This window comes from Paenarthrobacter sp. CAP02, assembly GCF_040137855.1.
GTDB lineage: Bacteria > Actinomycetota > Actinomycetes > Actinomycetales > Micrococcaceae > Arthrobacter.
In genome coordinates, this window is record NZ_JBEEII010000007.1 from 122,873 (window position 1) to 146,142 (window position 23,270).

General features: G+C 63.6%; 23 protein-coding genes and 2 tRNA genes. 6 read left to right on the forward strand and 19 right to left on the reverse strand.

Annotation, left to right across the window (positions count from 1 at the left end; genetic code table 11):
* Positions 1 to 12 precede the first annotated feature (12 nt).
* The 5 genes from ABHM97_RS13785 to ABHM97_RS13805 all read right to left on the reverse strand — a co-directional run bounded on the left by ABHM97_RS13785 (position 13) and on the right by ABHM97_RS13805 (position 3,043).
* Positions 13 to 450 (reverse strand): MaoC family dehydratase, encoded by a 438-nt coding sequence (locus tag ABHM97_RS13785; RefSeq protein WP_257370581.1) that lies wholly within the window; start codon positions 448 to 450, stop codon positions 13 to 15.
* Positions 451 to 452: 2 nt separating this feature from the next.
* Complete coding sequence (locus tag ABHM97_RS13790) at positions 453 to 902, reverse strand: MaoC family dehydratase N-terminal domain-containing protein (RefSeq protein ID WP_284986452.1); 450 nt, start codon at positions 900 to 902, stop codon at positions 453 to 455.
* Positions 903 to 932: 30 nt separating this feature from the next.
* A complete protein-coding gene (locus ABHM97_RS13795; protein WP_349471155.1) occupies positions 933 to 1,157 on the reverse strand; it encodes a DUF3188 domain-containing protein in 225 nt (74 codons plus the stop codon).
* 105 nt (positions 1,158 to 1,262) lie between these two features.
* Positions 1,263 to 2,177 carry a DUF2797 domain-containing protein gene (locus ABHM97_RS13800; protein ID WP_502921289.1) on the reverse strand — a complete coding sequence of 305 codons (915 nt, stop codon included), beginning with the start codon at positions 2,175 to 2,177 and terminating at the stop codon, positions 1,263 to 1,265.
* 2 nt (positions 2,178 to 2,179) lie between these two features.
* Positions 2,180 to 3,043, reverse strand: coding sequence for an HpcH/HpaI aldolase/citrate lyase family protein (locus ABHM97_RS13805; RefSeq protein ID WP_235517166.1), 864 nt, complete (start codon positions 3,041 to 3,043; stop codon positions 2,180 to 2,182).
* A 375-nt stretch (positions 3,044 to 3,418) separates the two neighbouring features.
* Here ABHM97_RS13805 and ABHM97_RS13810 point away from each other — a divergent pair, with 375 nt between their 5' ends.
* Genes ABHM97_RS13810 through ABHM97_RS13825 form a run of 4 tightly spaced genes read left to right on the forward strand, consistent with a single transcriptional unit; the run spans position 3,419 to position 7,230 of the window.
* The gene (locus ABHM97_RS13810; protein WP_349471157.1) at positions 3,419 to 4,441 is read left to right on the forward strand and encodes an ABC transporter substrate-binding protein; all 1,023 of its coding nucleotides are present in this window, start codon (positions 3,419 to 3,421) and stop codon (positions 4,439 to 4,441) included.
* Positions 4,442 to 4,443: 2 nt separating this feature from the next.
* Positions 4,444 to 5,334 (forward strand): ABC transporter ATP-binding protein, encoded by an 891-nt coding sequence (locus ABHM97_RS13815; protein ID WP_349471158.1) that lies wholly within the window; start codon positions 4,444 to 4,446, stop codon positions 5,332 to 5,334.
* Complete coding sequence (locus tag ABHM97_RS13820; protein WP_349471159.1) at positions 5,334 to 6,242, forward strand: ABC transporter permease; 909 nt, start codon at positions 5,334 to 5,336, stop codon at positions 6,240 to 6,242. The genes ABHM97_RS13815 and ABHM97_RS13820 overlap by 1 nt, the downstream gene beginning before the upstream one ends.
* A gap of 55 nt (positions 6,243 to 6,297) precedes the next feature.
* The gene (locus ABHM97_RS13825) at positions 6,298 to 7,230 is read left to right on the forward strand and encodes a TauD/TfdA dioxygenase family protein (protein ID WP_257370586.1); all 933 of its coding nucleotides are present in this window, start codon (positions 6,298 to 6,300) and stop codon (positions 7,228 to 7,230) included.
* Between the two features lie 97 nt (positions 7,231 to 7,327).
* Here the strand turns inward: ABHM97_RS13825 and ABHM97_RS13830 are convergent, their stop codons facing one another.
* The 5 genes from ABHM97_RS13830 to ABHM97_RS13850 form a co-directional block, all read right to left on the reverse strand.
* Complete coding sequence (locus ABHM97_RS13830) at positions 7,328 to 8,281, reverse strand: aldo/keto reductase (RefSeq protein WP_349471160.1); 954 nt, start codon at positions 8,279 to 8,281, stop codon at positions 7,328 to 7,330.
* A 15-nt stretch (positions 8,282 to 8,296) separates the two neighbouring features.
* Positions 8,297 to 10,051 (reverse strand): glycoside hydrolase family 13 protein, encoded by a 1,755-nt coding sequence (locus ABHM97_RS13835; RefSeq protein WP_257370588.1) that lies wholly within the window; start codon positions 10,049 to 10,051, stop codon positions 8,297 to 8,299.
* Positions 10,052 to 10,129: 78 nt separating this feature from the next.
* Positions 10,130 to 11,041 (reverse strand): carbohydrate ABC transporter permease, encoded by a 912-nt coding sequence (locus ABHM97_RS13840; protein ID WP_235517173.1) that lies wholly within the window; start codon positions 11,039 to 11,041, stop codon positions 10,130 to 10,132.
* Entirely contained in the window at positions 11,041 to 11,955 is a 915-nt protein-coding gene (locus tag ABHM97_RS13845) for a carbohydrate ABC transporter permease (RefSeq protein ID WP_235517174.1), read from the reverse strand. The genes ABHM97_RS13840 and ABHM97_RS13845 overlap by 1 nt, the downstream gene beginning before the upstream one ends.
* A gap of 22 nt (positions 11,956 to 11,977) precedes the next feature.
* Positions 11,978 to 13,249 (reverse strand): ABC transporter substrate-binding protein, encoded by a 1,272-nt coding sequence (locus tag ABHM97_RS13850; protein ID WP_257370695.1) that lies wholly within the window; start codon positions 13,247 to 13,249, stop codon positions 11,978 to 11,980.
* A gap of 232 nt (positions 13,250 to 13,481) precedes the next feature.
* On the opposite strand from ABHM97_RS13850, the gene ABHM97_RS13855 reads away from it, so the two are divergent.
* On the forward strand, positions 13,482 to 14,693 hold the full coding sequence (locus tag ABHM97_RS13855) for an ROK family protein (RefSeq protein ID WP_349471161.1): 1,212 nt from the start codon (positions 13,482 to 13,484) through the stop codon (positions 14,691 to 14,693).
* Between the two features lie 13 nt (positions 14,694 to 14,706).
* Here the strand turns inward: ABHM97_RS13855 and ABHM97_RS13860 are convergent, their stop codons facing one another.
* From ABHM97_RS13860 to ABHM97_RS13880, 5 genes are all read right to left on the reverse strand, one after another.
* Positions 14,707 to 16,275 (reverse strand): Na+/H+ antiporter, encoded by a 1,569-nt coding sequence (locus ABHM97_RS13860; protein ID WP_235517177.1) that lies wholly within the window; start codon positions 16,273 to 16,275, stop codon positions 14,707 to 14,709.
* A 94-nt stretch (positions 16,276 to 16,369) separates the two neighbouring features.
* Positions 16,370 to 17,026 carry an SDR family oxidoreductase gene (locus tag ABHM97_RS13865; protein ID WP_349471162.1) on the reverse strand — a complete coding sequence of 219 codons (657 nt, stop codon included), beginning with the start codon at positions 17,024 to 17,026 and terminating at the stop codon, positions 16,370 to 16,372.
* Between the two features lie 65 nt (positions 17,027 to 17,091).
* Positions 17,092 to 17,165 (reverse strand) — tRNA-Met (locus tag ABHM97_RS13870).
* Positions 17,166 to 17,226: 61 nt separating this feature from the next.
* A tRNA-Thr gene (locus tag ABHM97_RS13875) sits at positions 17,227 to 17,298 on the reverse strand.
* Between the two features lie 118 nt (positions 17,299 to 17,416).
* Positions 17,417 to 17,533: a LysM peptidoglycan-binding domain-containing protein gene (locus ABHM97_RS13880; protein ID WP_349471163.1), complete on the reverse strand. Its 117-nt coding sequence runs from the start codon at positions 17,531 to 17,533 to the stop codon at positions 17,417 to 17,419.
* A gap of 9 nt (positions 17,534 to 17,542) precedes the next feature.
* Between ABHM97_RS13880 and ABHM97_RS13885 the strand changes: the two genes are divergently transcribed.
* On the forward strand, positions 17,543 to 17,692 hold the full coding sequence (locus tag ABHM97_RS13885) for a hypothetical protein (protein WP_349471164.1): 150 nt from the start codon (positions 17,543 to 17,545) through the stop codon (positions 17,690 to 17,692).
* Between the two features lie 155 nt (positions 17,693 to 17,847).
* Here ABHM97_RS13885 and ABHM97_RS13890 read toward each other — a convergent pair whose 3' ends face one another.
* The 4 genes from ABHM97_RS13890 to ABHM97_RS13905 form a co-directional block, all read right to left on the reverse strand.
* Positions 17,848 to 19,995, reverse strand: a complete 2,148-nt coding sequence (locus tag ABHM97_RS13890; protein ID WP_349471165.1) for a DEAD/DEAH box helicase — start codon at positions 19,993 to 19,995, stop codon at positions 17,848 to 17,850.
* Between the two features lie 397 nt (positions 19,996 to 20,392).
* Positions 20,393 to 21,046, reverse strand: coding sequence for an MOSC domain-containing protein (locus ABHM97_RS13895; RefSeq protein WP_235517182.1), 654 nt, complete (start codon positions 21,044 to 21,046; stop codon positions 20,393 to 20,395).
* A gap of 30 nt (positions 21,047 to 21,076) precedes the next feature.
* On the reverse strand, positions 21,077 to 21,751 hold the full coding sequence (locus tag ABHM97_RS13900; protein WP_235517183.1) for a response regulator: 675 nt from the start codon (positions 21,749 to 21,751) through the stop codon (positions 21,077 to 21,079).
* Entirely contained in the window at positions 21,748 to 23,247 is a 1,500-nt protein-coding gene (locus tag ABHM97_RS13905) for a sensor histidine kinase (RefSeq protein ID WP_349471166.1), read from the reverse strand. The genes ABHM97_RS13900 and ABHM97_RS13905 overlap by 4 nt, the downstream gene beginning before the upstream one ends.
* Positions 23,248 to 23,270: the final 23 nt, after the last annotated feature.

Genomic DNA, 23,270 nt, shown 5'->3' on the forward strand with positions numbered 1-23,270 from the left:
GGTTCGGTTGATTCAAGAGACCTTCACGACCGCCTGCGACTTCATGAGGACTTTCTGTCCGCCGGCGACGACAGTGAGGTCGATACGGGCGGTGTGGGCGTCGGCGTCGAGGGCTCCCACCACACCGGTGACATCGATGACAGCGCCGGGTTCGTCCGTGCCGGTGGTGTCCGTGACCAGGACTGGTTTGGTGAAGCGGGTCTGGTAATCGACGACGGCGGCCGGGTCGCCCGCCCAGTCACTCACCAGCTGCACTGCGGCTCCCATGGTGAACATGCCGTGCGCAATAACTCCGGGCAGTTCAACCGAGGTAGCGAAGGCTTCGTTCCAGTGGATCGGGTTGAAGTCGCCCGAGGCCCCCGCGTACTTGACCAGGTCCTGGCGGGTGACGTCGATGCTGCGGGTACCGATTTCCTGGCCAACAGCAAGTTCTTCGAATGTGAGGCTCATGGTTACTGTCCCTCTCCGCGGACCAGGATGGATGAGGTGGTGGTGGCGACCTTTTCGCCCGCTTCGGTGGAAATTTCGGAGCGTGTGGTGATCATGGCCCCACCACCCATGGCCCGGACGCCGTCGACATGCAGTTCGGCCACGAGACGGTCACCGGCAACAATGGCGCGGTGGTGCGTAAACCGCTGGTCGGCGTGGACCACGCGGGAAAAGTCGATGCCGGACGCGGGGTCCTGTACAAGCTGCGCGTCTGCGCGCTGGGCGACGATGATGGCGAACGTTGGCGGGGCTACGAGGTCGCTGTGTCCGAGGGCTTTGGCCGCCTCCACGTCAAAGTGCGCGGGGTTGGTTGCCTTCACGGCCTGGGCGAACTCGCGAATCTTTTCGCGCCCGACGTCGTATACCTCTGCGGCAGGGTAGCTTCGGCCCTGCAGGTCCGGATTGATACTCATGATCCAACCCTATCGGCCCGAAGGGTTGGTTTACTTCCTGTAGTCCTTGCGGATTTTCTGGCCGCGGACCACGAGCCCCGCAACGTGCAGGAGCAGGCCGACGCCGATCAGCGGAAGCGATGCCAATGCCAGTCCCTGGTTGCCGGACGTGTTGCCCACAATGCTCAGGATAATTCCGACGGCGATCAGGCCCATGGCGCCAAAGACCAGCACTTTGTAGGACGTAGGGGCGGTGGCCCAGAATTCGTTCAGCACCGTCCAAGTCTACCGGCGGGCGTTGAAGGGGTTGCGTTGCGGGGCCCACTCTGCGCCCCACGACCACGAAATACCCCGCACAACAGGCCCCACAACGGGAGGGGGTTAGAAGAGGGAGTCCTGCAGGGCCGGTATCTCGGTGGTGTGCGGGCCGAACTCCACTTCGCGGCCCTTCAGGGCACCGAGGTCTGCCACGAAACTGCCTTCAACCTCGTTTCCCGAAGCATCGGGGAGGCCAACCAAGGCGATTGCTCCGCTCAGCGAGCGGACCCGCACACCGTGCCCACCGCCGTCGAACGTTGCCGGATAACGGTGGCGAAGGCCGGTGTGCGCGGCGCAGAGGGTGTCGGCCAGCTCGGGCCTCTCCCACTCTTCCTCCACCACCGCGTAACCGGTCATGGCCAGGCCGCCCAACAGTTCCCGCACGCGCCCGGCATGCCGGCGGTTCGCAGCGGCAAGCTCGACGCCGGAACGCGGCTCCACCAGGCCGGTCACCTTTGCCGCCGAGCGGACCTGCTGGACGAGGCCGAGTTCGCGGGTTACCAGGTCCTCCAGGACACGGACAATGCGGCCGTCTTCGGCGTGCGCCACGTAGGAGGCATGCACGGCGCCCTGTTCAGCAAGGCGGTTCCACTTGCGTGGCGCTGAAGCTGTCCCGACCTTGCTTGCACCGTTCGCGAAGGTGGCCACGTAGAGCCAGTGCGGTTGCATGAGGTAGGCCCTCAGCCCTGACGGTACGGAGCCACCCCGGTGGAAGTCATGCATCAACCGCGGCTCGTCGCGCGCAAAGCACGCACCGCACTGCTTGCCCCGCTCCGCCGGGGCACCACTGGGGCAGGGAACATACGTCCGGTCTCCGGGTCCGTGGACCCTTGTATGGCCAAGGCACCACAAACCGGGGGCAACGCGAAGGCCCAGGGACGTACCCCGGGCCAACGCAACATCAGTAAATTCCGCCTGCGGCGACCACAGTCTCAACGCAGGGACGGAAGAGTCCCATGAGACTCCGTGGACCATCATCCCTACAGGGAAGGCTGGACTCCGAAAGCCACTGCGAGCTTCATGATCTTCTCGGCACGGCCCAAACGCGGGAGATCGGAACCGTCGCGGATGACACGGCCGTTGGCTTCGAAGTCGTTCATGAAGTCCGTGGCCCAGGCGACGTCTGACGGGGTGGGGCTGATGACTTCGTTGATGACCGTGGTCTGGTCAATGGCCAGGCACAGCTTGCCGGTCATGCCCATGGTCACGGTGATGCCGGTCTGCTCGCGCAGGATCGGGTGGTTGGTTCCCACGGTGGGTCCGTCGATGGGGCCCGGCAGGTTACCGACGCGGCTGGCGACAACCAGCTTGGCGCGCGGGTAGGCCATGGCCTCGGGCGTGGCCGCCATGCCGGTGTCGCGGCGGAAGTCGCCGGAACCGAAGGCGAGGCGGAAAGCGCCCTGCGCACGGGCGATGTGGTTGGCTTCCTCGATGCCGAGGGCCGATTCAACCAGGGCCACAACGGGGGTCTTGCCATCCATGCGGTGGTACGACTCGGTGACCTGGTCAGCGGACTCGGTCTTGGCGAGCATGACACCCAGAAGTCCGGGCGTGCCACGCAGTCCGGCAAGGTCGTCGGCCCAGAACGGACTGGTGGCGTCGTTGATCCGGACCCATGCCTGTCCACCTGCGGTCAGCCAGTTCACCACGTTCTCGCGGGCGGCATCCTTCTGGGAGGGGTCTACGGCGTCTTCAATGTCGAGGATGATCGCGTCTGCCCGCGAACCCGCAGATTCTTCAAAAAGCTCCGTTTTCATGGCATTGACAAGAAGCCAGGAACGGGCGATATCGGCAGGAATATTGCGGGTAGGCCGAATGGACTCGGCGGCGATGCTAGACGTCATGTATCTACCGTATCCGTCCCGCGCGCCGCAAGGCGAAGAATTTCGCCCGGTTGTGAGGATCAATACGAACTAAACCCCATATGACTGTGGGGTCCGGCAGTATGAACGCCCGACGGCGGTACCCGCCAGTCACACGACGCCCACCGGACGTTGTTGTTCACAGGGCTCAACGCAGCGTCTTGTGTCCCCCGGTTGCCGGGAATTGCCCGCGATTTCTTCCCGTGTCGGGCTGTTTCGTTGCGTTTCCGGGCGTTACCGCGGCACTTTCCAGCCACCGTCGAAATGGGCTTTCATCGTTCCCAAGCCGTTGCACGGGTATTACATCTCCGGCATCGGCCGACCACCCAACACCCCCATCATCTGAAAGTAGCTCCCATGAAACTGCATCTGCCCCTCCTGAGCGTCGCGGCCGCCGTCGTACTAGCGCTGACGGTGTCCGGCTGCGGCGGTGCAGCCGAAGCCGGACAAGCCAACCAAGCAGGCAACGAGGTCAAGGAACTCCGCTACCAGGGCTCAGCGAACAACGTGACCTTCCCCGAACTCGCAGCGGACCTGGGCTACCTGGGCGACCTGAAACTGAACTGGGTTGGCAACACCACCAGCGGCCCGCAGGACATCCAGTCGACAGCGACCAACCAGACCGACTTCGGCGGCGCCTTCTCCGGTGCGGTGGTGAAGCTGATCGAGGCCGGAGCGCCCGTGAAGGGCGTCGTCAACTACTACGGCTCGGACGACAAGAACTTCAGCGGATACTACGTCAAGGCAGACAGCGACATCAAAGGTCCGAAGGACCTGATCGGCAAGAAGATCGCGGTCAACACCCTCGGTGCCCACCACGAGGCAGTCATCAACACGTGGCTGACCAAGAACGGACTGAGCCAGGACGAAATCAAGCAGGTCCAGCTTGTCCCGCTGGCACCGAACGACACCGAGGAAGCGATCCGCCGCGGCCAGGTCGATGCCGGAACGCTCGGCGGGATCCTGCAGGACCATGCCGTCGAAGCAGGCGGACTGCGGTCCCTCTTCAGCGATGTCCAATTGTTTGGATCGTTTGCCGGCGGGCAGATCGTGCTCCGCAACGACTTCATCGAGAAGAACCCCAACACCACCCGCACCTTCACCACAGGCGTGGCCAAGGCCATCAAGTGGGCAACGGAAACGCCGCGCGCGGAAGTGATCGCCCGCTTCACCAAGATCATCGAAAGCCGCGGCCGTAACGAAAGCACAGCCAACCTGAAGTTCTGGAAGAGCCCGGGCGTTCCGGACGCAGGCGTGATCAAGGACGAGGACTTCACCCGCTGGGAGGCCTGGCTCAAGTCCTCGGGCATCCTCAAGGGCGACCTGGCGCCGTCCAAGTACTACACCAACGACTTCAACGACCTCGCGAAGAAGGGATAGCCATGACGGCGAAAATCAGCTTGCGCAACGTCAGCAAGGAATTCACGGTCCGCGCCACCAAGACTGCTGCGGCCACCCGGTTGACCGCCATCGATGGGCTCAGCCTTGACGTCCGCGACGGCGAATTCCTCACCCTGGTGGGACCAAGCGGCTCCGGCAAAACCACCCTGCTGGACCTCCTCGCCGGCTTATCATCCCCGACGTCCGGCGAAGTCCTGGTGGACGGCAAACCGGTTACCGGTCCGGGCAAGGACAGGGCCGTGGTGTTCCAGCAGTACGCCTTGTTTCCGTGGCGGACGGCGTCAGCCAATGTGTCGATCGGCCTCGAAGGGGTGGGTCCCGACGGGAAGAAGCTGAATCGCCGGGAACGTGCGGCAAAAGCCAAGGAGTACTTGGCGTTGGTAGGCCTTGCCGGCTTCGAGGACCGCTACCCGCATGAACTCTCCGGCGGAATGAAGCAGCGGGTTGCCATCGCCCGCAGCCTGGCCTATGAGCCGGACGTGCTTCTCATGGATGAGCCGTTCGCCGCACTGGATGCCCAGACCCGTGAACAGTTGCAGGACGAACTGCTCCGGATCTGGAAGGCAACCGGCAAGACGATCGTGTTCATCACCCACGGCATCGACGAGGCCGTTTACCTCGGCGAGCGCGTTGCCGTGCTGAGCGCGCGACCGGGGCGGCTCAAGGAGATCGTGGACATAAACATCCCGGACCGTGAAGGCGACGAAGACAGCCGTTCCAACCCTGCCTTTGTTGAGCACCGGCACCAGGTCTGGACCCTGCTGCACGACGAAGTCCGCCGGGCACAGGACGCCGGGCACCGCAAGATCCTCCCGGATGGCAGCGCACCGGACGAACCTGTGACCACCACTATTGAAAGGAGCGCGGCCTGATGACCACCACGTTGGCACATCCAGAAACCGCAGCCTCCGCGGCTGACGCACGCACCGCCGTCGAACCTTCCGTGACGGCAGCCGCCGGAGAGGGTACGACGCCGGCACCCGGAATAGTGCGTCGTGTCGCCGCGGTGCTTGGTTCAGCCGTGTGGAAGTCCGCGGCGGTCCTGGCGTTCCTGGCGCTGTGGGAGTTGGGGCCCACGTACTTGGCGAGTCCCTCCACCCGGGTGTTCCTGCCACCGCTGCACGAAGTGCTCCTGGCCTGGGGCAAGCTTTTTGAATCCGGCACCATCCAAGGCCACATCGCGGCCAGCCTCACGCGCTCCGTTGCGGGCTTCGGCGCCGCGCTGGTCGCGGGTGTCTCGCTGGGTTTGCTGATCGCTTGGTACGGGCGGCTGAACTCGGTCCTGAACCCGCTGCTGGAGCTGTTCCGCAACACGGCGGCCCTGGCGCTCCTGCCTGTGTTCACGCTGTTGCTGGGCATCGGCGAGGAATCCAAGATCAGCATCGTGGCCTACGCGGCCTTCTTCCCGGTGCTGCTGAACACCATCGCCGGGGTGAAGACCGTGGATCCGCTCCTGATCAGGGCAGCGCGTTCCTTGGGACTCAACAGCTTCCGGCTCTTCCAGAAAGTCATCCTGCCCTCCGCGGTGCCCACGATCTTCACGGGCATCCGCATGGCCGGTACCGCATCCATCCTGGTGCTGATCGCCGCCGAAATGGTGGGCGCGAAGGCTGGCCTGGGCTACCTGATTGTCAATGCGCAGAGCAGCTTCCTGATCCCGGACATGTACGCGGGCATCCTCACGGTGTCCTTGCTGGGCCTCGGTGTGAACTTCCTGCTGGTGGCCTTGGAACGGCACTTCTCCCGGTGGCGGACCGCCGTCGGTTCTGCAGCCTCCTGAATTTTTACCCGTGGCGACCCAGCCACACACATCACAGAAACGAAAAGGAAAAACAATGACCGTCATTACCGAAACCAAACTCGAGTTCGCCAAGCTCGGCTCCCGCATCGGTGCCGAAATCCGTGGGCTGGACATCAGCGGAGACCTCAGCGAGGAAACCGTGGCGCAGATCAGGGCAGCCCTCAACGAGCACAAGGCGCTGGTGTTCCGCGAGGCCAACATCCTCACGGATGAGGCCCAGGTGAAGTTTGCTTCACACTTCGGACCACTGACCAAGGCCCACCCGACCGTGGCTTCGGTGGAAGGGGAAGAGAACGTCCTGCCCGTCGACAGCGAAAACGGCTCGGCCAACAACTGGCACACGGACGTCACGTTCGTGGTGAACCCGCCGCAGGCATCCACCCTGCGCAGCATCGACCTTCCGGCCTACGGCGGAGAGACGCTGATTGCCTCCTCGGGCGGGGCTTACCAGGACCTGCCCGAGGAACTGCGCACCTTCGCGGACAGCCTGTGGGCCATCCACACCAATGACTACGACTACTCGGTGCCCAAGAACCTGGAGCACTCCAACGCCGAGGAACGTCGCAAGGAGTTCACCCGGCTGAAGTTCGAGACCGCCCACCCCGTGGTGCGGGTCCACCCATTGACCGGCGAGCGCGGATTGTTCATTGGGGGCTTCGCGCAGCGGCTTCGCATCGTGGGCCTGTCCAACACGGAGTCCAAGGACATCATCCGCCTGCTTCAGGCGTATGTGACGCGACCGGAGAATGTGGTCCGCGTGAACTGGGAGCCCAACCAGGTGGTTTTGTTCGACAACCGCATCACCCAGCACTACGCACCGGACAACTACGATGGCCAGCCGCGCAAGCTCAACCGAGTGACCATCGCCGGCGACATCCCCGTAGGCATCGACGGAAAGCCAAGCCAGGCGATCCAGGGTGACTCCAGCACGTACTCCGTGGTGGCTCCGGCCAGCCCCGTCTCGTAGCCATGTGTTGCTGTAAGCACCCAACTGAGTCGCAGCTGAGCGCGTTTTGAGAGGTCATCACGCACACAGCTGCGGCTCAGTTGGGTTAAAACCAGCGTTACGGGATGTTGCTTCCCCTCGCCGATATCCATAGTCCGTACCACTCGGCACGGGACATGCCGGCGGCCACAGAGGCGGCATCAGCGCATGCGCGAATACGCGCGGGGTTAGTGGTCCCTACAACAGGCGAGATCCCGGCCGGGTGCTTCATCAGCCAGCCCAGCAGCACTGATTCGGGCGTGGTGTTCTTCCCGGCCGCCAACTGTGCAAGCTTGTCTGCAGTTGCCGATTCGGCCGGCGAAAGCTCTGCAGACTGCGTCCCCGTAAAACGGCCTTGGGCCAGGGACCCGTACGCCTGAAGTTCCACCCCATTAGCCACGCAGTACTCGACGGTCCCGTGCGGAAAGCTGTAGCCCCGGCCTTCCGGATGGTTCACCAGCACGGTGCTCTCCACCCAGTCCCGCCGCAGCAGGCTCATTTCCAACTGGTTGGCCACGATGGGTGTCTCCAACTCGTCCTGGAGGAAGGCAATCTGCGCGCCGGACATGTTGGACACCCCCAACTGCCGCACCTTTCCTTCTGCCATCAACTGCCCGACGGCGGCCGCCACCTCATGCGGGTCCATCAGGGGATCCGGCCGGTGCAGGAGCAACAGGTCCACGTAATCCGTTTGAAGACGTTTCAGACTCCCGTTGACCCGTTCAAGGATGGCTTCCCGGCTGAGGTCGTAGTGCGTATCCAACCCCCGCTCCCCCAGCCTGATCCCGCACTTGGTCTGCAACTGGATGTTTTCGCGCAGGCCCTGCGAACGGGCGAGGACCTCCCCAAAAACTGCCTCGGACTTGCCGCTGCGGTAGATGTCCGCATGATCGAACAGCTCAACACCGATCCCGCGCGCGGCGTCAATCACTGCAGCGGCCTGGTCGATTTCCGCAGCTCCGTAGGACGTACCGTCCCACGATCCGCCAAGTCCCATGCAGCCGTATATAAGGCGTCCACGCCCGTTCGCCATAGCGTCAGTACTCCCCTACGCCTTGCTGACAACCCAGGCAGTGGTGTTCGACGGCAGTTTGCCCTCTTCCAATGGTCCGCTGGAGACCACAACCTCGCCCTCAGGAAGATCAACGGGCTCACTGCCGAAGTTGGTCAGCGTGTGCCACCCTCCGGGACGGCTGAAGTGCAGCACATCCGGGTTGCCGGTCTCCACCCATTCGAGTTCCTCATCGGCCTGGAGTTCGCTTCGCAGGTGCAGCGCCTTCCGGTACAGCTCAAGCGTGGAACCCTCAACGCCGTCCTGCTTGGCCACTGCGTACTCCGCAAACCACGCAGGCTGCGGGAGGTGCGCGCCGCCGGACCCGAAACCGAACGACGGGCCCTGCGCTGTCCACGGCAGCGGGACACGGCACCCATCACGGCCGATCTCCACTCCCGGGTTGCGGAAGAAGGACGGGTCCTGACGCTCGGAGTCGGGAATCTCCGTCACTTCGCGCAAGCCCAGCTCTTCACCCTGGTACAGGTACGCGGAGCCCGGCAGCGCAAGCAACAACAGCGTTGCGGCGCGGGCGCGACGCAAGCCAAGTTCGACGTCGAGCTCCTCAGCCGGCGCGCCGGCCAGAAGCCAGCCCTTGCCGTCCTGGCCCTTGGGTTCGCTGCCGGTGATGTCCTGCGCGGCGTTGGTTCCCTGTGCCACTGAGCCGCCCTTCGGCAGCCCGTAACGGGTGGCGTGGCGGACGACGTCGTGGTTGGAGAAGACCCACGTTGAAGATGCGCCGGATTCCTTGGCGTGGACCAGGTTGTCCGTGATGATCTTCCTGAACGATGCGGCGTCAAAGTCGGACTGGAGCAGGTCGAAGTTGAAGGCCTGGCCCAGTCCCTCAGGGCTGGCGTACCGGGCCCGGCGGGACTCGTGGACCCATGCCTCGGCAACGGCTGTCCGCGGCGGGTTGTATTCATTGAAGAGCTTGCGCCACTCGGCGTAGACCTCGTGCACCTCGTCACGGTCCCAGAAAGGGTGGGAGCCATCGGTGAAACCGTCGGTTCCGTGCGCCTTCTTCAGCAGGTCTGCCTTCATGGGCATCGGCTCGGACAGGTCCTTGGCCATGCCGTGGGCAACATCGATGCGGAAGCCGTCCACACCACGGTCCGACCAGAAACGCAGGGTCTTGAGGAAGTCTTCGCGGATTTCCGGGTTCTCCCAGTTAAAGTCCGGCTGTTCCTTGGCGAAGATGTGCATGTACCACTGCCCGGGAGTGCCGTCCGGCTCGGTGATGCGCTCCCAGATGGGACCGCCAAAGACGGAATCCCAGTCGGAGGGAGGAAGCTCACCGTTCTCGCCCTTGCCGTCACGGAAGATGTAGCGCTCGCGGGCGGCCGACCCTTTCGGCGATGCCAGGGCCTCCTTGAACCATTCGTGACGGTCCGAAGAGTGGTTGGGCACGATGTCCACCACGATCTTGATCCCTGCCGCGTGCAGGGCTGCTGCCATCTCGTCGAAGTCTTCCAGGGTTCCCAGCTTGGGGTCCACATTGCGGTAGTCATCCACGTCGTAGCCGCCGTCAGCCAGGGCCGAGGGATAGAACGGGCTGAGCCAGACGGCATCGATTCCCAGTTCCTTCAAGTACGGGACCTTGGCTGTGATGCCCTTGATGTCGCCCAGCCCATCCCCGTTCGCGTCGTGGAAGCTGCGGGGATAGATCTGGTAGACCGCTGCTTGGCGCCACCAGTTCGGATCCGTCATGCGTCCGGCGTCGGTACGGTGTGCCTGCGTAGTGGGGGTGCTCACGGAACTCCTTTGATTTAGATTCTAAATTTAGATCCCGGACCAGTATGAAACGCTGGACGCGGGAAGGTCAACAGTGGGTCAGCCCTTGACTGCGCCTTGGGTGACGCCCGCCATGACCCACCTCTGGGTAAAGAGATACGCAACGATCGCGGGTGCCATGGCCATGAGGTAGGACGCGAAGGACACGTGGTAGTTATTGCTGAATTGGGTCTGGAAGAGGTTCTGCCGCACCGGGAGGGTCTGCAGGGCCGGATCGGAAATGATCAGGGACGGCATCATGAAGTCGTTCCAGGCATAGAGGAACGCGAAGATGCCCACCGTTGCGCTCATCGGCGCCAGCAGCGGAAAGATCAGCTTCCAGAACGTTTGCCACGTCGTGGCACCATCGATCCGGGCGCTCTCTTCCAACTCCATGGGGATTGAACGGAGGAACGCGGTGAAGAGCAACACGCTGAAGCTCAGTTGGAACATGGTGGCGAGCAGGATGACGCCGAAGGGATTGTCCAGGCCCAGCCGGCCGGTGAGCTGGATTTGCGGCAGTGCGACCACAGGGAACGGGATGAACATGGCCGCGAGCAGGTAGAAGAACGAGTACCGGAACAGCTTGCGCTCCCAGTTACGCACTATCGCGTACGACGCGAACGCAGCCAGGATGATGGTTGCCACCACCGTGCCTGCCGTGACCAGCAGCGACATGGCAGCGCCGACGGGGAAGTTCGTCAACGTCCAGGCCTGGACGAAGCCGTCCAGGCTGAATGGCGCCGGGAAGGAGAACGCATTGCCGTCAACTGCCTGCCCCTGGGTCTTGAACGCCATGGAAACCGTGACGTACAGGGGAAGCAGGACAGTAACGGCGCACAACAGGAGGATGGCGGTCCCCGACCAGTTGGCCCGCTCCGGCTTAACTCCCGCAGCGGAGCGGGAACGTCCGACGGCGGTGCGTGGCTTGGTTTGCCGGGCTTCGGTTTCGATGGTGGCTTGATTGGTCATCAGAGGGCATTCCGTCCGCGGGTCAACGAGAGCTGTACAAGGGAAATCAGGATGGCGACAACGAAGAAGATCGTTGCGTTGGCCATCTGGTAGGCGTAGTCGCCGCCGTTGAAGCCGGCGATCACGGTCATTGCGATGCTTCGGGTCGAGGTTCCCGGGCCGCCGTTCGTCAGCCCGACAATGATGTCGTAGGCGTTCAGGAAGCCCTTGAACCCGAGAATGATGTTGATGACCACGTATCCGGCCACCAGCGGGAGGGTGATCTTGACGAGCTGCTGGAACTTGCTGGCGCCGTCGATGTCCGCTGCCTCATAAACATCCCCGGGAACAGCGACCAGGCCCGCGATGTAGATGAGCAGGGCGCCGGGAACTGCCTGCCACGCGGTCACCAGCACGATGGCAATCCATGCCAGGTCCGGGTTGGCCAACAGGCTGCTTTCCAGCCATGGAATCCCTGCTGCCGCCCCGGCCGCGGGCAGCGAGTTGGAAAACAGGAAGTTGAAGACGTAGGCGATGATGATGCCGGAAACCACCATGGGGATGACGAAGACGGTGCGCAGCGCAGACTTCATCCGGATACGCGAGGTCAGGCCCACTGCCAGGAGGAAGGCCACGACGTTGACGGCGATTACCGTAACCAGCGAGAAACCGAAGGTGAAAAGGTAGCTCTGCAGGATCGCAGGATCACCAAAGATTGCAACATAGTTGGTGAGGCCAACGAACTTCCAGTCACCGATGCCAATGGAATCCGTGAAGCTGAAGAAGATACCGATGATGGCCGGGACGGTGATGGCAAGGGTGAACAAGAGAAGGCTGGGCAGAAGGAAGAGGTAGAAGATCGGTTCGACGGGACGCTTGGCGCGTTGCCGGGGAAGGCCCCTGCCGGAGGTGGTTTTGTTGGTGAGGATTGACATTTCTTGGCTCCAGGGTCCGGCGCTACTGGCGAAACGCCAGGCGCGCCCAATCTGCGTCGAGGGTGCGGAGGGTGGATTCAGGTCCCGCGCCGAAGACGAGCGCCTGGGTGTAGTTCATGATCGGGATGGTCTTTGGCACCAGGACCGAGGGGCCCTGATAGACCTTTCCCTGCTCGTAGTACCCGGCCATGCCCGCGATCCGCGGGTCCGGGACCACCGTGGAGTCCTTGGTTGGGGTAAAACCGAGCTGGGACTTGTTATAGGCGTCCATCACTTCCGGCTTGTACAGATACTCAAGGAAGTCACGTGCGGCGTCCTTGTGCTTGGACGCCTCAGGAATCCACGCGGCGAGGTCCACGTTGACGCGGACGCGCAGGTCCTCCGGATTCTCGGTCATCGGCAACGGGAAAGTCCCGAGCTTGAGGTCCGGTGCGGTCTTGGCCACTTCGCTGAATGCCCAAGGCCCCTGCAGGTACATGGCCGCCTTGCCTTGTGAAAAGGCCAGGTTTCCGTCGCCATAGGCCCGGCTCGCCGCATCCTTATTGACGTAGTTCTTGGTCAACTGCAGCATCCTGGAAACCGGCTGGTCGAAGTCTTTCTGGAACGACACCGAGGAATCCGGACCGACGCCCGTTCCTTCATCGGCGAGCTTCTTGAAGAAGTCAAGGGTGTCCACTTGACCGCCAACGGAGTAGTCGAACCATCCCTGCGCGATGGTCCAGTCGTCCTTCCACGTGGCGTAGAACGGCGTCACGCCAGCGGCTTTCAATTTCTCGCAGGCGGCGATCAGCTGGCTCCAGGTTGTCGGGACCTCAATGTTGTTCGCAGCGAAGATGTCCTTGTTGTAGATCACGGAGGACGCCATCACCGAATAGGGAAGGGCACTGGTACGCCCTGGGTACTTGCCGTACTGGTCCATCAACGGCTGGAGGTCTTCCCTGATGCGGGAGGCAGCGTTGGTTCCGGAAAGATCGCTCAAAACCCCGCGCTGGACGAACCGGGACGATTCCATGTTGTAGTTGGCCAGTGCAATGTCCGGCGGGTTGCCTCGTACGAAGCTGGCTGAGACGACGTCGACGCCGGAGGTGTCCATGACAACCTGCGTCTTGTCCTGCGAAGCGTTGTAGTCGGCAACGAGTTTGCCCATGAAGCCGATGGCCTCACGCTTACTGAACGTGAACCGGATTGTTTCCTTGCCCGGTTCGCCCGTGCAACCCGAGAGGAGGCCTGCCAGCAGGGCCAGCCCCAGCCCCATCGCTGCCAGGCGTTTCTTGCGTGTCGATTGTGCAGACACCATAGTCCTTTCATCCTGCGGACCCCAACGGCCGCGTCACCATCAGAGGGCCATCCGTCCTGCCCGCCGAGTTTAGATAGGAGATAAATTTACAACCTAGCGCTAAGCTTGGGTGACGGCCGCCACACCGTCAAGACTTTCGGCGAAATGTGTCGGGATCTAAATTTATGAACTAAATTTAGAGAGGCCGCTGTCTCAGTTCCTGCAGGCGGTCGGGAAAGTGAGGAAGCGCATGCTGACCGGTACCGCACCGTCAACGCAGCTGGTCCGCCGGGTTAACGCCAGCGCAATGCTCAAGGCAATGCGCGGCGCGGGAGTCGTTACAGGCACCGAACTGATGGCCTCCACCGAACTGTCGCGTGCCACCGTCATCTCGATCTGCGATGAACTGGTCCGGCTGGGATGGCTCCAGGAACTGGAAAATCAACGGGTGGCCGGAGATTACGTGAAGGGCCGCCCGGCCCGCCGCTTCGTCTTCGACAACAGTGCGGCCCACGTCCTGGGCATAGACATCGGTGCCACCAAGATCACCACCATCGCGGCGGACATGGCCGGCACCCCCCTGTCCCAGGTCACCATGCCCTTCCGGACCGACAACGTGGCCGCCGATGAACGGGCCGACGTCCTGGACCGCATCGCTGCAGATGCCATGCACAAGGCCGGCATCACGGCCAACTCCGTCCTCGCCGTATCCGTCGGCGTAGCTGCCCCCGTCAACCGCCAAGGCGAAGTGCCCACGGTCCAGGAATTCTGGCGCTCGTTCGATGTGCGCCGAATAGTTTCCGAGCGGCATGGCTGGCATGTGCTCCTCGAAAACGACGCTAACCTTGCGGCCCTGGCCGAACGGTGGCAGGGAACAGCCCAGGGAGTGGACAACCTGGTGGTCATGCTGGCCGGTGACCGCCTGGGCTCGGGCATCCTCGAGTCAGGACGCCTGCTCCACGGCCAACTGGGCGGCTTCGGCGAGCTCGGCTACCTCGACAACGTCGACGGCGTCGGCGACACCTACGGAATTGCCCACTACGCTGCCTTGTGGGGCCGCGAAGCCCTCAAAAACGACGCTGCCTCGGCGCTCGGCGGCCTGTGTGGAGGTGACCCATCAGCCCTGACCGCAGAGATGGTCTTTGCAGCGGCAGCCGACGGCGACCCGGCCGCGCAAAGCGCCCTGGACCGTTTGGCACATCGAATGGCCCGGGTCATCGGCTCGATCAGCACCCTGGTGAATCCCGAACTGGTAGTGATCGCGGGCGGTGTCGCAGCGTCCGCCAACGCCCTGATTCCCGCCATCGAACAGCAGTTGCCGGAGTTCACCTTCACTCCCCCACGACTTGCCAGCTCCACCCTGGGCGATGGCATCGTGTCTCTCGGAGCGGTTCGTCACGCACTGGACTACGTGGAAGAGAATGCCCTGGACCTCTCCCCTGCGTCGTTGAACAGAGCCTAGGCTTGCCCGGGACTTAGTCGGGCATCGACATGGTCCGGAGGTCCAATTGCCGCAGCACCCTGTCAGCCACCTCCGGGTCGGTCCCGGGCTCGTTACGCGCTGAGACCACTTCCTGTCGGGCGGCGTCCAGCGCGATCGTCTGAACGGCGATTGACAGTTCCCGCCCGCGTTTGCGCTTCTCGGCCGTGGTCTCGTTCTGCAACGTGCCATCCAGCAGCTCGGCGTGAAGCCGGCGCATCTTCTCCTTGACCAAGGCCACCTTCTCAGCAGGCAATTCCTTCATGAGGTCGTGTTCCTTCAGCGCCGCAACGGCCGCCGACTGGGCACGCCGTGCCAGGACCCGCGCTGCGTCCTGTTCGTGCGAGCCATCCTCGGTGGCCTTCAGGACCCGCATCAGCCACGGCAACGTCAAACCGGGGAGGACCAAAGTGGCCAGGAGGACGGCGCACGCAATGACCAGGATCTCGTGCCGGGCCGGGAAATCGCTGCCATCGGGCAAAGTCATGGGGAGCGCCAGAGCCAAGGCCAGCGTTGCCAGCCCACGCATACCGCACCACGTCAGGATCAGCACCTCCTTGGGGGACGTCGGCAGGAGGTTACGCCGCCGTCGGGCTGTCAGGGAGAGCAGGCCCAGCCAGAGGAAGCGCACCACGAAGACCAGGACGCAGATCACCACGGCCATGCCGATCATCCCGAAAATGGCCGTCCCCTCATCCCGGATGACGTGACGGATTTCGAGGCCCACCAGGCCGAAGGCCAACCCCGTGGCGAGCAGTTCCACCACGTCCCAGAAAGCCGTCCGGGTGATCCGTTCGGCAGCGTCCTGGGGTCGCGTATGGCGTTGCAGTTCCAAGGCGGTTACGACGACGGCCACCACGCCTGAGGCGTGCAGCTCTTCCGCGAGGATGTACGCGGCGAAAGGCACAACAAGGGTGACAGCGCTTCTGGCCACCATGGAGGTAACAAGCTTGGTGATGACCTTGGTCACCCAGCCCATCGCGATGCCGATGAGGATGGCCAAGGCCGCGCCCACGACGAACTGAAGTATCACGTTCGGCCCCACGTCACTGCCTGAGACCGTTGCCGCCACTGCGGCCTGGAAGATCACGATTGCCGCAGCATCGTTGAACAGGCCTTCACTTTGGAGGACTGTGATGAGCCGCCGCGGCATATGGACGCGTCCGGCAACGGATTCCACGGCTACAGGGTCCGGGGGTGCCACCATGGCGCCCAAGGCTATGGCGGCAGGTATGCCGATGCCGGGAATCATCAGCCACGCGGCGCCGGCTACCGTGGCAGTGGACACCACCACCAGGGCCACAGCCATGAGCAGCAGTGTCCGCCAGCGCACGCGGAAGACTGCCCAGGAACTCTTCTGCGCCGTGGCGAACAGCAGTGGCGGGAGGAAGATCGGCAGGATCAGGTCCGGCGAGATCTCAAACTCGGGAAAGCCCGGAATGAACGTCAGTGCTACAGCGAGCAGCAGCATCAGCACCGGATACGGAAGGCGCAGCCGGTCGCCAAGGCCCACAGCCACCACCGTCGCAAGCAGCAGCCCGATAATGAGCGCCAACTGATCCATAACCCTGCTTCCCCAGATGTTGTACGGCCCTTCCCGGCATTGCCGAAAAAGTTCCCTACCAACATATCCCGGGTCATCCCCCGGTCAGGAGCAGTCAGTCCTTGGTCAGGGCGTCCACCACGTCTTCGGTGCCGTCTTTGAAGGGGATCGTCCGGTGGGCTGTCCCCGGTAGTTCCAGGACGGCAGCGGCCACCAGCGCAACGTTCGCCCGTGACGTTTGGGTCCCGTCTGCTGTGTTGCGGGGGTCCGTTTCGATCAACCCCGTGGCCGGCTCATCCGTCAGCGTGCCCGGACCCAGGACAGTCCAGTCCAGGTCTGTGCTCCGCAGGTAATCGTCGGCGGCAGCCTTGGCCTCGGCGTAGGCGAAGAAAGGATTGTCCGGTGGCACGCCGTGGTCCTTGGCGGCCCCAAGATAGGAGACCATCACATATCGTGAAACGCCGGCTTGCCCCGCAGCATCCATGGAGCGGATCGCGGCGTCCCGGTCCACCGCATAGGTCCTGTCCGGGTTGCCCCCGCCAGCTCCGGCCGACCAGACCACGGCGTCGTGGCCGCTGAGCGCCTGGGCGAGTTCCGCCGTCGTCGAGTTCTCCACATCCAGCACCTCAGCAGAGGCTCCCGTTTCCGTGACATCGGACACATGGTCGGGATTTCGGATGAAGGACGTGACATCGTGACCTTCGCCACTGAGGATTTTGGACAGATGCAGGGCCACTTTGCCGTGGCCGCCAATGATTGCGATTCGGCTCATGGACCCATTCTGTCCCAGGAAACGAAAAAAGACCCCGCAGGTGAATTCTGCGGGGTCTTGCTCTGTAGCGGTGGGGAGGCTCGATCTCCCGACCTCACGATTATGAGTCGTGCGCTCTAACCAACTGAGCTACACCGCCACGAATGAGAAAAACCTGTGTCAAGCCGGTCAAAACCGCCCTGACACAGGCCCTCATTCAGAGCCCCCCACCGGAATCGATCCGGTGACCTCGTTCTTACCAAGAACGCGCTCTACCACTGAGCTAGGGGGGCAACGAGTAAATACTCTACCGGACGTTTTCAGAAGCTACAAATCGGCGAAACGACGCGGAAAAACCGCCGCGACACAATTTGCAAAAGTGCCCCGGAGTTGATCTCCGAATGGAGAAGATCAGGGCAAGCGGAGCACCTGGCCGGGGTAGAGAAAATCGGAATTTGGCACGGTGTCCGCGTTGCTTGCAATCAGGGCACCGAGGTCCACACCAAACTGGGCCGCAATCCCACTCATGGTGTCCCCGTGCTCAACCACCACCTCGGTGACCCTGCCGGCACCCGGGGAGAGCCCAGCGGAGCCCTCAGGGGCGCCCTCCTGGGCTTCCTGCGGCTGCCTGGCGCTGTCGGTGTCTGCCTCCGCCTGCCTGGCCGCCTTCTCGCCCGCGCACCGTAACCCGGTCTCGTACGAAACAGCCGGCGTACAAGGGCGGGCCCGGCCAACAATCCCGGGACAGTGCTTAAACGCAACAGGGGGCCGGCTCGAAAGCCGACCCCCTGAGGGAACTACTGAGTGGTCACCGCCAAGCGGTGATTACCACCGGGCCGTGTTTACCACTTGCCCTTACGGTTGAAGTCGCGGTGTCCGCCTTCGCCGCCACTGCGGGGCTTGCGTGCGCCGTCGCCGTGACCACCGAAGCGGGAGCCGCTGGCCTGGCCGCGGTCGCGGTCGCCGAAGCTGCCTGCGGTGCGCTCGGAACGGTCGCTGTAGGAGCGTCCGCCACGGTCAGCGGAGGTACGCTCGCCGTCGTTCTTGCGGAAGTCCTTCTTGAAGCCGCCGTTGCCCTTGAAGTTGCCGCCACCACGGTTTTCGCGGTCGCCGTAGCCACCACGTCCACCGCCGGAGCCGCCACGTTCGCTGTTGGGCCTGCGGCCGTTGTCCAGCTCAAGGTGGATCAGTTCGCCACCAATGCGGGTGCGGGACAGTGCGCGCAGCTGCTCGGGGCTGAGGTCTGCCGGGAGCTCCACCAGGGAGTGGTCCGAGCGGATGTCGATGCCACCGATCTGTGCGGAGGAAATGCCGCCCTCGTTGGCAATGGCGCCCACGATCGACCCCGGCATGACGCGCTGGCGGCGTCCGACGGCGATCCGGTAGGTTGCATTGCCCTCGGTGAGTGCACGGGTCGGGCCGCGGGAACCGAAGCCGTCCTTGGAGCGCTCACGCTTCTGGTACTCAGGAGCTGCAGGCAGTTCCTTGACCAGGAGGGGCTGACCACCCTGGGCCATGACGGCCAGGGCTGCGGCAATCTCCGAGGCCGGCACGTTGTGCTCTTCCTCGTAGGAGGAGATGAGGTCGCGGAATGCTGCAACATCCTCGGACGCCAGGGTCTCGGTGATGCGCTCGGCGAACTTGCCAAGGCGCAGCGTGTTCACGGTCTCGGCGGCGGGCAGGTGCATCTGCTCCACCGGCTGGCGCGTGGCCTTCTCGATGGAACGCAGCAAGTACTTCTCTCGCGGCGTCATGAACAGGATCGCGTCACCGGAACGGCCTGCACGGCCCGTGCGTCCAATGCGGTGCACGTAGGACTCGGTGTCGTGCGGGATGTCGTAGTTGATCACGTGGCTGATGCGCTCAACGTCAAGGCCACGGGCCGCGACGTCGGTGGCCACGAGGATATCGATGCGGCCTTCTTTCAGCGCGTCAACAGTGCGCTCACGCTGCTGCTGCGGGATATCGCCGTTGATGGCGGCAGCCTGGAACCCGCGGGACTTCAGCTTGTCGGCGAGGTCCTCGGTAGCCATCTTGGTGCGCACGAAGGCAATAACGCCGTCGAACTCTTCAACTTCGAGGATGCGGGTGAGTGCGTCCAGCTTGTGCGGGCCCATGACCTGCAGGTAACGCTGGCGGGTGTTGGCACCGGTGGTGGTCTTGGACTTCACCGAAATCTCAGCCGGGTTGTTCAGGTACTGCTTGGACATGCGGCGGATCTGGCCCGGCATGGTGGCAGAGAACAGGGCAACCTGGCGGTCCTCGGGGGTCTGCTGGAAGATCTGCTCCACGTCATCGGCGAAGCCCATGCGCAGCATCTCGTCAGCTTCGTCCAGCACGAGGTACTGGAGTTCGGACAGGTCCAGGGAACCCTTGGCGATGTGGTCGATCACGCGGCCGGGGGTACCGACAACAACCTGTGCGCCACGGCGAAGGCCGGCAAGCTGCGGACCGTATGCCGAGCCACCGTATACCGGGAGAACGGTGAAGTCATCGATGTGCTTGGCGTAGGAGGTGAAGGCCTCGGCAACCTGAAGGGCCAGTTCACGCGTGGGAGCCAGGACCAGGGCCTGGGTCTTGCGGGAGGGGCCGTTGAGATCGTGGAGCTCTGCCAGGCGGGACAGGGCAGGAACAGCGAACGCTGCGGTCTTGCCCGTACCGGTCTGGGCCAGGCCCACGACGTCGCGGCCCTCAAGGAGCAGCGGAATGGTGGCGGCCTGGATGGGAGACGGCTTTTCGTAGCCAACATCCTGGAGTGCGGCCAGAACGCGGCCATCGATGCCGAGCTCGGCAAAGCGGACGCCTTCTTCGTCGTCCTCAGCCTTGGGGGCGGGAGCGTCGGTGGAGGCGGGGGCTGCAGTCTCGGCTGCAGCGGTCTCGACGGGGGCAGCGGCAGCAGCCGGTGCTTCGGCTTCGGCGGGAGCGGTGGTCTCGGCTTCTGCGGAGACGGTGTTCTGGGCGTCGAAGTCTTCGTTGAGATTTTCGGTCATAAGGGGAAATTCCTCATCCATAGGGCATCGGCGCGACCCGGTTGGGCTGGCCGCAGTACTCGTCGCGAAGAGACAGGGAAAAGGTGCCCTGCTTTCGCAAGAAGTCCGGCGCTATCGCAATCCCATGGCAGGACTTCCCGCTGCATCTCTTGGCTGCTATCCCAGCAGTCTGTACAGCGTTTTCTTTAGCCGGCTCTCCCTATGAAAATGCCCGCACACAGTTGCGGGCCCCAACACTTACCAGTCCTGCCTCAAGAATTGGGCAGGATAAAGGGATTTCCGGAGTGGGGGATATTTCAAGTGTAGGGCACAGGACGTAAGGTCCGCGACCCGAAGTCCGGTGAGCTTGTTCACATTCTCCCGGCCGGGTAGTGAACGCAGGCCCGCAAAGCCGGTTTCAGAGGCCGCTGCGGCGCAGGACCTTTTCGAACTTCGCGTGATATTCGTCCTGCAGCCGGATCTCCCCGTCTGCCTCGGCATCCAAAAGGGCCTGGATGAGCTCCGGGGTGGGTTCACTGAACCACTGGCCCACGGTGACACCGTGCTTCGGAACGAACGTGCGGTGGATGTGGTCCCCTGCCGAGATGGTGCCGGCCCGGATCACCCTGAGGTAGTTGCCAACCCTGCCGGCCTGCGTGAACCTCTTCACCCACTGTGGCTCGTCGACTGCCCGTTGGAAGGTGGCGCAGGGAACCCGAGGCGAGGTCACTTCCAGTTCCACGTCCAGACCGATCCTCCAGCGTTCGCCGATCACCGCGCCCGTGGTTTCGATTCCGGTGACGCGCAGGTTCTCGCCGAAGAAACCTGGTGCGAGCTCCCGTCCCAGCTCCGCCGACCAGTAGTCAGCGTCCTCCTGCGAATAGGCGTACAGTGCCTGGTCCTCTCCGCCGTGGTTGGCCCGGTCCGCCTGCACATCACCATGGAGCCCGAGTTTGTGTACCTTGACCGGCCCTTCAACGGGACGCTTGTCAATGGCGGTGACGCCCACGTTGCCGGGATCGGGCAGCAACTGGTGGACACGGCAGACGGCCAGGAGGGAAGCGGTGTTCATGGACAACAGTGTACGGATGCCCACACCGAACTAGGGATCGAAACGGTAGCCCATGCCCGCTTCCGTGTGGAGGTGGCGTGGCTCCGCAGGATCCCTCTCCAGTTTCCGCCGGAGCTGGGCGATATACACCCTGAGGTATTGGGTTTCCTTGGCGTACGCCTGGCCCCAAACCTGGGTGAGGATCTGTTGTTGGCTCACCAGTTTCCCTTTGTTGCGGACCAGCAACTCCAGAATGTTCCACTCGGTGGGGGTCAACCGCACGTCCGCACCATCCCGGACGATCTTCTTGCCCGCCAGGTCCACTACGAAGTCGGCGGTGGCCAGGGTGGGTTCTTCTTCTCCGGTGACTACCCTGCGGGAGGCAACGCGCAACCGGGCAAGAAGCTCATCCAGACCGAAAGGCTTGGTCACGTAGTCGTCCGCACCGGCGTCGAGCGCTTCCACCTTGTCTTCGGACGCGTGCCGGGCGGACAGCACGATGATGGGCATGTTGCTCCAGCCGCGGATACGGCGAATGACCTCCACACCGTCCATGTCAGGCAGGCCGAGGTCCAGGACCACAATCTTGACCGGTTGCTTGGCCGCGGCATTCAAGGCATCGGCGCCGTTTCCCACGGTCAGGGCCTGGTAGCCGTGGGCCTGGAGGGTGACCTGCATGGCGCGTGCGATGCGCGCCTCGTCCTCAACGATCAGCACCAAAGTCACAGCTGCTCCCCGGTCCACAGCGGCAGCGTGACCACCAGCGTCAGTCCACCACCCGGCGTCGGCTCCGCCGCGAGGCTTCCACCCATGGCCTCGGTGAATCCTTTGGCGACCGCAAGCCCCAGCCCGATCCCACCGGCAGGGCCCGGTGTGGGCGCATCTCCAAACCGCTGGAACGGTTGGAACATGGTGAGGACCTCCTGTGGGCCTATCCCCTGCCCGTGATCGACAATCCGCAACTCGCTGGCCGGCCGCTCCCCCAAGGTGATCCCCGCACCGGCCGAGGCCCTCAGCACCACGTCCGAGTCAGGTGCATACTTCACAGCGTTCTCCACAATGTTCGCCACCACGCGTTCGAGCATGCCGGTATCAGCCTGAACCGGTGGGAGGTTGGGCGGCAGTTCGTTGCGGAGACGGTCCCGGGGAATGCCTTGCACCGCTTCCGGCAGCACGTCGGCCCACGCAGTACCGGTCAGCAACGGATTGACGGCGTCCGCAGTGATGCGCGACATGTCCAGGAGGTTGTCCACCAAGTGGTCCAGCCGGTCCGCATAATCCTCAATAGTCTCCAGCAGCTCCCGCTCCACATCCGGCGGAAAATCCACGTCGTCCTGGCGCAGGCTGCTGACCGCCAATTTGATCCCGGCCAACGGCGTCCGCAGGTCATGCGACACGGCGCGCAGGATGGAGGTGCGCATCTTATTGCCCTCCGACAACCGCACGTTATCGCGCCGGCTCTGCACCAGCTGCTGCCGCTCTCGCACGGCGACAACGAACGCGCCGAAGGCCGCAAGCATCCGCTGATGCTGCGGCGATAACGGCCCGCCGCGCAGCAACAGGGTGTAGTGGGGATCGACGACGGCGGCATGGTCTGCGGCGGCATGGGTCACCGGTGCATCTGAGCCGGCAGTGGCAAGGACACGCCACTCCGGTGCCGCACCCTGCGCCGTAATTCCCTGGCTCCCCAGCAGTGTCACCGCCTCCATGCCCAGATTGCCACGGACCTTCTCAAGGAACGACTCCAGGCTGCCGTCGGAGCTGAGGATCCGCAGGGCCAGCTCGCTGAGCGCCGTGGCCTCCGCCCCCGACCTCGCAGCTTCCTGCGCCCGCCGGGTGGCCAGGCCCACAGCAAGCCCTACCCCACACGCCACGGCAAGGAAGACCACCACGGTGAACAGGGTGCTGGGGTCCGCGATGGAGAGCGAACCCACAGGGTCCGCTGAGAAGTAGTTGAGCAGGAAGCTGCCCAGCACAGCTGCCACTACAGCCGGCCACAAGCCCCCGATCGCGGCCACGGCCACTGCAACCGCCAGTTGCAGGAGCATGATCATCGCAAAGTTACGGAAACCCAGCACCGTGACGAGAAGTTCGACGGCGGGAGGCAGCAATAGTGCCAGGACCAGCCCGCTGATGACCCTACCTTGGCCGATGCCCCGCACCGATGGAAGCCGCAGCAGTACGCCGTCCTCGCCGTTGCCGTGTGTCTCAGGTGCCGCCATGGCTACATCCTTACACGGTTGCT

What these genes read in the sequence shown, in the direction of transcription:
- ABHM97_RS13785 (WP_257370581.1), bottom strand. Translation starts at nt 450, where the DNA reads ATGAGCCTCACATTCGAAGAACTTGCTGTTGGCCAGGAAATCGGTACC.
- ABHM97_RS13790 (WP_284986452.1), bottom strand. Translation starts at nt 902, where the DNA reads ATGAGTATCAATCCGGACCTGCAGGGCCGAAGCTACCCTGCCGCAGAG.
- ABHM97_RS13800 (WP_502921289.1), bottom strand. Translation starts at nt 2,177, where the DNA reads ATGATGGTCCACGGAGTCTCATGGGACTCTTCCGTCCCTGCGTTGAGA.
- ABHM97_RS13805 (WP_235517166.1), bottom strand. Translation starts at nt 3,043, where the DNA reads ATGACGTCTAGCATCGCCGCCGAGTCCATTCGGCCTACCCGCAATATT.
- ABHM97_RS13810 (WP_349471157.1), top strand. Translation starts at nt 3,419, where the DNA reads ATGAAACTGCATCTGCCCCTCCTGAGCGTCGCGGCCGCCGTCGTACTA.
- ABHM97_RS13815 (WP_349471158.1), top strand. Translation starts at nt 4,444, where the DNA reads ATGACGGCGAAAATCAGCTTGCGCAACGTCAGCAAGGAATTCACGGTC.
- ABHM97_RS13820 (WP_349471159.1), top strand. Translation starts at nt 5,334, where the DNA reads ATGACCACCACGTTGGCACATCCAGAAACCGCAGCCTCCGCGGCTGAC.
- ABHM97_RS13825 (WP_257370586.1), top strand. Translation starts at nt 6,298, where the DNA reads ATGACCGTCATTACCGAAACCAAACTCGAGTTCGCCAAGCTCGGCTCC.
- ABHM97_RS13830 (WP_349471160.1), bottom strand. Translation starts at nt 8,281, where the DNA reads ATGGCGAACGGGCGTGGACGCCTTATATACGGCTGCATGGGACTTGGC.
- ABHM97_RS13840 (WP_235517173.1), bottom strand. Translation starts at nt 11,041, where the DNA reads ATGACCAATCAAGCCACCATCGAAACCGAAGCCCGGCAAACCAAGCCA.
- ABHM97_RS13845 (WP_235517174.1), bottom strand. Translation starts at nt 11,955, where the DNA reads ATGTCAATCCTCACCAACAAAACCACCTCCGGCAGGGGCCTTCCCCGG.
- ABHM97_RS13855 (WP_349471161.1), top strand. Translation starts at nt 13,482, where the DNA reads ATGCTGACCGGTACCGCACCGTCAACGCAGCTGGTCCGCCGGGTTAAC.
- ABHM97_RS13860 (WP_235517177.1), bottom strand. Translation starts at nt 16,275, where the DNA reads ATGGATCAGTTGGCGCTCATTATCGGGCTGCTGCTTGCGACGGTGGTG.
- ABHM97_RS13865 (WP_349471162.1), bottom strand. Translation starts at nt 17,026, where the DNA reads ATGAGCCGAATCGCAATCATTGGCGGCCACGGCAAAGTGGCCCTGCAT.
- ABHM97_RS13880 (WP_349471163.1), bottom strand. Translation starts at nt 17,533, where the DNA reads ATGAGTGGGATTGCGGCCCAGTTTGGTGTGGACCTCGGTGCCCTGATT.
- ABHM97_RS13890 (WP_349471165.1), bottom strand. Translation starts at nt 19,995, where the DNA reads ATGACCGAAAATCTCAACGAAGACTTCGACGCCCAGAACACCGTCTCC.
- ABHM97_RS13895 (WP_235517182.1), bottom strand. Translation starts at nt 21,046, where the DNA reads ATGAACACCGCTTCCCTCCTGGCCGTCTGCCGTGTCCACCAGTTGCTG.
- ABHM97_RS13905 (WP_349471166.1), bottom strand. Translation starts at nt 23,247, where the DNA reads ATGGCGGCACCTGAGACACACGGCAACGGCGAGGACGGCGTACTGCTG.